Below are 6,219 nucleotides of genomic sequence, written 5' to 3' on the forward strand. Positions count from 1 at the left end.
CCTGAATTGGGGGACGGCCTACGCGGCCATCGAAATAAACAAAAATACGCGAAAGGAGATGCTCAGCCTTAGGCTGCGGCAGCTTCTTTTTGCTCGCGAACTGCGGCCAGAGTACGAGCCAACTTGCTGGTAGCGCCTTGAATCACGCTCATCAGCTGAGAAATAGCTTCGTTACGGGTCGGCAGTGTTGCCAGTACGTCGATTTGGTTAGCTGCGAGGAACTTGCCCTCGAACGCAGCTGCCTTGATCTCGAACTTATCCTGACCCTTGGCGAATTCCTTGAACAAACGGGCAGCAGCGCCAGGATGGTCGGTGGAGAACGCAATCAGGGTCGGGCCTGTGAACACGTCGTTGAGAACACTGTAATCAGTGCCAGCAACAGCGCGCTTGAGCAGGGTGTTACGTACAACACGTACGTATACGCCAGCTTCACGAGCCTCTTTACGGAGTCCGGTCATAGCGCTTACTGTCACACCACGGGCATCAGCCACGACAGCGGACAGAGCAGCTTTGGCAGCCTCGTTGACTTCAGCGACGATGGCCTTCTTGTCTTCGAGATTAATTGCCACGGGTTTAACTCCTGCTTGTTACCGTTTCATCTGGCCGAAGCCGGATGTCGTTTTGGTGTCTGATTCGGTAAGGAACCGGGAGCACCATCTGCGTAGGCTTGAGGTTTAAGACTTGCGCCGCCTACGGTCTTGGATAGCCCCCGCCAGGCAGGGACCCCAATTTTTTCAATTGGCGCGATTTCTCGCACCAATGTGTGTCTTATACGTCCAGCGAGCCTTGGTCGATGACCAGACCTGGGCCCATAGTGGTGCTCAGGGTAACGCGCTTGACGTAGATACCTTTCGAGGAAGCTGGCTTGATACGCTTCAGATCAGCGATCAGGGCTTCAACGTTTTCCTTCAGCTTGACGGCATCAAAGCCGACTTTGCCAACGGAGGTGTGAATGATGCCGTTTTTGTCGGTGCGATAACGAACCTGACCAGCCTTGGCGTTTTTAACCGCGGTGGCTACGTCTGGCGTTACGGTGCCGACTTTAGGGTTAGGCATCAGGCCACGTGGACCGAGGATCTGACCCAACTGACCTACAACGCGCATTGCATCCGGGGATGCGATCACTACGTCATAGTTCAGGTCGCCGCCTTTCATTTCGGCAGCCAGGTCGTCCATACCAACGCGATCGGCGCCGGCGGCCAGAGCAGCTTCAGCTGCCGGGCCTTGGGTGAAGACAGCTACACGTACAGTCTTGCCAGTACCGTGTGGCAGCACAGTAGCGCTACGAACGACCTGGTCGGATTTACGTGGGTCAACACCCAGGTTTACAGCAACGTCAACAGACTCGCTGAACTTGACAGTCGACAGCTCGGTCAGCAAAGCAGCGGCGTCTACAAAGTTGTAGGCCTTGCCTGCTTCGATTTTGCCGGCGATAGCCTTTTGGCGCTTGGTCAGCTTAGCCATTACACACCCTCCACGTTAAGGCCCATGCTACGAGCAGAACCGGCGATGGTACGCACGGCTGCATCCATATCAGCTGCAGTCAGATCCGCGTTTTTGGTTTTCGCGATTTCTTCCAGCTGAGCACGAGTTACGGTGCCAACCTTAACGGTGTTAGGACGAGCGGAACCGCTGGTCAGACCTGCAGCTTTCTTCAACAAAACCGAAGCCGGGGTCGACTTGGTTTCGAAAGTGAAGCTACGGTCGCTGTATACAGTGATGATCACTGGAGTCGGCAGACCTGGCTCAAGACCCTGAGTACGGGCGTTGAAGGCCTTGCAGAATTCCATGATGTTCACGCCGTGCTGACCCAAAGCTGGGCCGACGGGTGGACTTGGGTTGGCCTGAGCGGCCTTCACTTGCAGCTTGATGTAAGCGGTAATCTTCTTGGCCATGAGGCACTCCAATTACGGGTTCAAGCGCCTCGAAAGGCTCCCCGGTTACTTGCGCGTTTATCCCAGTGACGACAAAACCCCACAGCCTAAGGCTGCGGGGTTGGGATGCTTTCTCAGCTAGACCTTCTCGACCTGGCTGAACTCCAACTCTACCGGAGTAGAGCGACCGAAAATGAGCACCGCCACTTGGATCCGGCTCTTTTCGTAGTTAACTTCTTCGACAGTACCGTTAAAATCAGCAAACGGACCATCTGTGACACGAACAACCTCACCCGGCTCGAACAACGTCTTCGGCTTGGGCTTGTCGCTGCCATCAGCAACACGACGCAGAATTGCTTCTGCCTCCTTGTCAGTGATCGGAGCAGGCTTATCAGCAGTACCGCCAATGAAACCCATAACACGAGGAGTGTCCTTGACCAAGTGCCAAGTACCTTCATTCATGTCCATCTGAACCAGCACGTAGCCAGGGAAGAACTTACGTTCACTCTTGCGCTTCTGGCCATTCCGCATTTCAACCACTTCTTCAGTGGGAACCAGAATTTCGCCGAAGCCATCTTCCATGCCTGCGAGCTTTACGCGCTCCAGCAAAGAGCGCATAACATGCTTCTCGTAACCGGAGTAAGCATGCACAACGTACCAACGCTTAGCCACGGGACACCCTTAGCCAACAATCAAGGAAACAAGCCAGCCTAGCAGGGAATCAAGCCCCCACAACAGCAACGCCATAACCAGAACAACAGCCACAACAATCAACGTGGTCTGCGTGGTTTCTTGGCGAGTCGGCCAAACGACTTTACGAATTTCGGTGCGCGCTTCCTTTACGAGAACCGCGAAAGATTTGCCTTTTGCAGTCTGCAGGCCTACAAAAACAGCCACAGCAGCAAGAGCAAGCAAAGCAAGTACACGGTACAGGATCGGCGAAGCAGAGTAGTACTGATTGCCAACAACGCCTACGACCACCAATGCGACTACAGCAAGCCACTTGACCAGATCGAAACGAGAGCTTTGAGCTTCAGCCTTAGGAGTCATCTATGAAGATCCTGTGAAAAGAAAGCCAGACACACCACGTGAATCTGGCAGGTCAGGAGGGAATCGAACCCCCAACCTACGGTTTTGGAGACCGTCGCTCTGCCAATTGAGCTACTGACCTAAAACAAAATCAGGCCGACCATTATGCAGGCCTGAAAAAGACTTTACAACAACCAACCCCAATAGACCCGAAATCACCCGGCAACACGACCAGGAGAAACAAATTCAAGCCGAGGCAGCCGTTAAAACAAAGGCAGATATTTTCATATCTGCCTTGTTATATGGAGCTCTTGAGCGGATTTGAACCGCTGACCTCACCCTTACCAAGGGTGTGCTCTACCAACTGAGCTACAAGAGCAAAACACCATGCACAACCTGCAAACTTGGAGCGGGTAGCGGGAATCGAACCCGCATCATCAGCTTGGAAGGCTGAGGTTCTACCACTAAACTATACCCGCGGAGCTTGCAGCTCACGCTAAAAATGGTGGAGGGGGAAGGATTCGAACCTTCGAAGTCGTAGACGTCAGATTTACAGTCTGATCCCTTTGGCCGCTCGGGAACCCCTCCTAAGCGAGCCGGCATTCTACATCACGCCGACCTTCTGTCAAGCATTTTCTCATTAAAAAATATGAGGTTAGCTGCGTTGACCTTCGCCTCACCGTGCTGACCGAAAAGGTCTTCACTGCGAAGCGGGCGCCATTCTATGCAAACTATTGGAGAGTTGCAACGCCTTCGCACAACATTATTTTATGTTTTAACTCATTGAATTCCTTAGCAAGGTTTTCAAAGGACAGATCGTCAGCCAAGCGCCTGCTATCAGGCGCCACACGCAGCCAATAGCCAGATGCATCAGGTGTATTGAGCATCTGCACCTTGACCTTTATATCCAGGCTCGTAAGGCGCTGCTCCAGCGACTGCGCTTGCCGCTGATCCGCAAAGCCGCCGATGTATAAGCAGGTATTTTGCGCATCGGCAGCTTTTGCTCGATCTCGCCGCACCACAGGGTCTGACGATTCACTCAGCAATCGAATATCCTGCTGTGAGCCACGGTAGAGGCTTAGAGGAGTAACGTCTTTGGCGCGCAACGGCGCCTCCTGGTGATGCCAAATGTAATAGAAGACGTTAAGAACAAGCAGAAGTAAAAACAACCAACGCATAAACACCTCAGGACAAAGGGCACGCCATGGCCAACCCCACAAACACTAGGTCTGGAACCAAGCGCGCCTGCGGCACAGCATCCGCGACCAAGTCAGCATCCCCCCCAGTGAGGAAAACCGTGAATTCATCCCCCCAATAGCGCCGGGCCAGCTCAAGCTGGGTCAATACAAACCCTCTAAGCATAAGCGTACAGCCACGCTCTACGGCTTCTACGGTGGTTCGACCCGGAGATAGCTGCTCCAGGGCTTGCTCAGCCGCCGCATCATCGTATCGAATCTTGCGCGTATGGGTTCGCAATTGGCTGCGCATAAGGGGCATACCCGGGCATATGAAGCCGCCAAGATGCTCACCGTCAGCAGCAATAAAATCCGCCGTCGCGGCCGTGCCGAAATCCAACACCAGGCAAGCACCCGAGGCCAACTTGAACCCGCCGAGCATTGCCAGCCAACGATCAAGACCAAGACGCTCGAATGCCTCATAGCCGTTACGCACTCCAGCCATTTCTCGAGCCGAGGCAGCGCAGGCCACGGTGACGCCAAAAGCTGCTTGCAACGCCTCAACCAATTGAGCGGTCTCTTGCGCTGCGCGAACGCTCACCAAACGGCAGCGTGTCAGCACCAAGCCCGGAACAGCTACCAGACTCTCAATCAAAGCGAGATCCGAACCTACAACGCCTTCTGCAGACGCAGCAGCCTTGTCTAAATCAAGCACGCGCCACTTAATAAAGCTATTCCCACAGTCGAGCTCAAGAATCATCACGCAGCCTCAGGCTTAACTCACCACCACTGTATATCTTCTCGATACCCGCAACATTCAATCGCAAGGCGCCCTGGTGGTCGACACCCAGAACAATCCCATCTATCTGGTGAACGCCGGCTATCAGGGACACAGCCTTGCCCTGCCACAAATGGTTTTGCTCCCACTCCTCCTGGAGCGCCGAAAACCCAAACGCCTTATGCCTGCCCAGGTAATCTTTCAGGTGCAGCCCGAGCTGCGCCACCAAATAGTTTCGGTCAACCGACGCACCTTTCTCGATGCCGACCGACGTCCATTGCTGATCAATCTCAGCAGCTTTCTGCATATTTACATTGATGCCTATTCCGAGCACTACGTGACAAATATCAGCAGGATCCCCTACCAATTCGAGCAAAATTCCGGCAATTTTTTTCTTCCCGACCAACACGTCATTTGGCCACTTCAGGGCCACGTCCTTCACACCTACCGCCCGTAAAGCCTGCATGACCGCCAAGCCTACAACCAGGCTAAGACCCTCCAGTTGGCGCAGACCACCCTCAACACGCAATACAAGGCTGTAATACACATTCTGCGCAAAGGGGCTCACCCACTTGCGGCCCCGTCGCCCCCTGCCCGCTGTTTGCTGCTCGGCCAGCACCAGGAAGGGCGCAACGCAGCCAGTCTCAACCAAGCGCAACGCCTGGGCATTGGTGGAATCAATGGAGTCTGAGATATGAACAGGCCAGCCCGAATCAGGCGTGTGCAGCGCAATTTCTTCAGCATTCAACAGCGTCAGAGGCGACGCTAATTGGTAACCACGGCCACGGACTTTATGGATGGGTAAATTCAACTCTGCCTCAAGGTGCTGGAGCTGCTTCCAGACAGCACTGCGACTAACACCCAATGCGGCACCCAGTGCTTCTCCGGAATGGAATCGGCCGTCTTTTAGAAGTTTTAACAACGTCAGCATGCAAGTATCGCCTCACAATGAGGCCCGCATGATAGCCATGCACAAGGCCATTGCATAGAAAGGCAGGGATTTAGCATTGAAGGAAGCCGCAAAGCGCCTCACTCACTTTCCGACCGCCCAAAACAAAACCCCTGTTTGCGTTAGCAAACAGGGGTTCTGGAATTTAATCTTGACGATGACCTACTCTCACATGGGGAAACCCCACACTACCATCGGCGATGCATCGTTTCACTACTGAGTTCGGGATGGGATCAGGTGGTTCCAATGCTCTATGGTCGTCAAGAAATTCGGGTACTGAGTCGTGGCCTGATGGCCTCGCTTCAGCAAATTGGGTATGTGACAGCTTTCGGTGTTTTGTGAGATCGAACTTTCGGTTCTATCGTCTTCACACACCGCAATCTGGTGCTCATAAGAGCAAGCAAATTGCTTGGG

The 6,219-nt window shown here is 53.8% G+C and carries 8 protein-coding genes, 4 tRNA genes and 1 rRNA gene; all 13 read right to left on the minus strand.

All coding sequences use genetic code 11. The features are described 5' to 3' along the window. Positions 1 to 68: 68 nt before the first annotated feature. Positions 69 to 569 (minus strand): 50S ribosomal protein L10, encoded by a 501-nt coding sequence (rplJ, locus tag F0169_RS19160; protein WP_048724894.1) that lies wholly within the window; start codon positions 567 to 569, stop codon positions 69 to 71. 199 nt (positions 570 to 768) lie between these two features. Beyond that, positions 769 to 1,464, minus strand: a complete 696-nt coding sequence (rplA, locus tag F0169_RS19165) for a 50S ribosomal protein L1 (RefSeq protein ID WP_003232403.1) — start codon at positions 1,462 to 1,464, stop codon at positions 769 to 771. Beyond that, a complete protein-coding gene (gene rplK, locus F0169_RS19170; protein WP_003176435.1) occupies positions 1,464 to 1,895 on the minus strand; it encodes a 50S ribosomal protein L11 in 432 nt (143 codons plus the stop codon). The genes rplA and rplK overlap by 1 nt, the downstream gene beginning before the upstream one ends. A gap of 117 nt (positions 1,896 to 2,012) precedes the next feature. Beyond that, positions 2,013 to 2,546, minus strand: a complete 534-nt coding sequence (gene nusG, locus F0169_RS19175; protein ID WP_003176436.1) for a transcription termination/antitermination protein NusG — start codon at positions 2,544 to 2,546, stop codon at positions 2,013 to 2,015. A gap of 9 nt (positions 2,547 to 2,555) precedes the next feature. After that, on the minus strand, positions 2,556 to 2,924 hold the full coding sequence (secE, locus tag F0169_RS19180) for a preprotein translocase subunit SecE (protein ID WP_058414067.1): 369 nt from the start codon (positions 2,922 to 2,924) through the stop codon (positions 2,556 to 2,558). Positions 2,925 to 2,969: 45 nt separating this feature from the next. Next, a tRNA-Trp gene (locus tag F0169_RS19185) sits at positions 2,970 to 3,045 on the minus strand. A gap of 161 nt (positions 3,046 to 3,206) precedes the next feature. Further along, positions 3,207 to 3,282, minus strand: a tRNA-Thr gene (locus tag F0169_RS19190). A 26-nt stretch (positions 3,283 to 3,308) separates the two neighbouring features. Then, positions 3,309 to 3,382: transfer RNA gene (locus tag F0169_RS19195), tRNA-Gly, on the minus strand. Positions 3,383 to 3,406: 24 nt separating this feature from the next. Then, positions 3,407 to 3,491: transfer RNA gene (locus F0169_RS19200), tRNA-Tyr, on the minus strand. Positions 3,492 to 3,634: 143 nt separating this feature from the next. Continuing rightward, complete coding sequence (locus tag F0169_RS19205; protein WP_058414066.1) at positions 3,635 to 4,081, minus strand: hypothetical protein; 447 nt, start codon at positions 4,079 to 4,081, stop codon at positions 3,635 to 3,637. Between the two features lie 7 nt (positions 4,082 to 4,088). Next, a complete protein-coding gene (locus tag F0169_RS19210; protein ID WP_152747347.1) occupies positions 4,089 to 4,838 on the minus strand; it encodes a pantothenate kinase in 750 nt (249 codons plus the stop codon). Then, positions 4,828 to 5,787: a bifunctional biotin--[acetyl-CoA-carboxylase] ligase/biotin operon repressor BirA gene (birA, locus tag F0169_RS19215; RefSeq protein ID WP_152747348.1), complete on the minus strand. Its 960-nt coding sequence runs from the start codon at positions 5,785 to 5,787 to the stop codon at positions 4,828 to 4,830. Before birA ends, F0169_RS19210 begins: the two co-directional genes overlap by 11 nt. 167 nt (positions 5,788 to 5,954) lie before the next feature. After that, positions 5,955 to 6,070: ribosomal RNA gene (gene rrf / locus F0169_RS19220) — 5S ribosomal RNA — on the minus strand. Between the last annotated feature and the right edge of the window lie 149 nt (positions 6,071 to 6,219).

Source organism: Pseudomonas kitaguniensis (genome assembly GCF_009296165.1).
GTDB lineage: Bacteria > Pseudomonadota > Gammaproteobacteria > Pseudomonadales > Pseudomonadaceae > Aquipseudomonas > Aquipseudomonas kitaguniensis.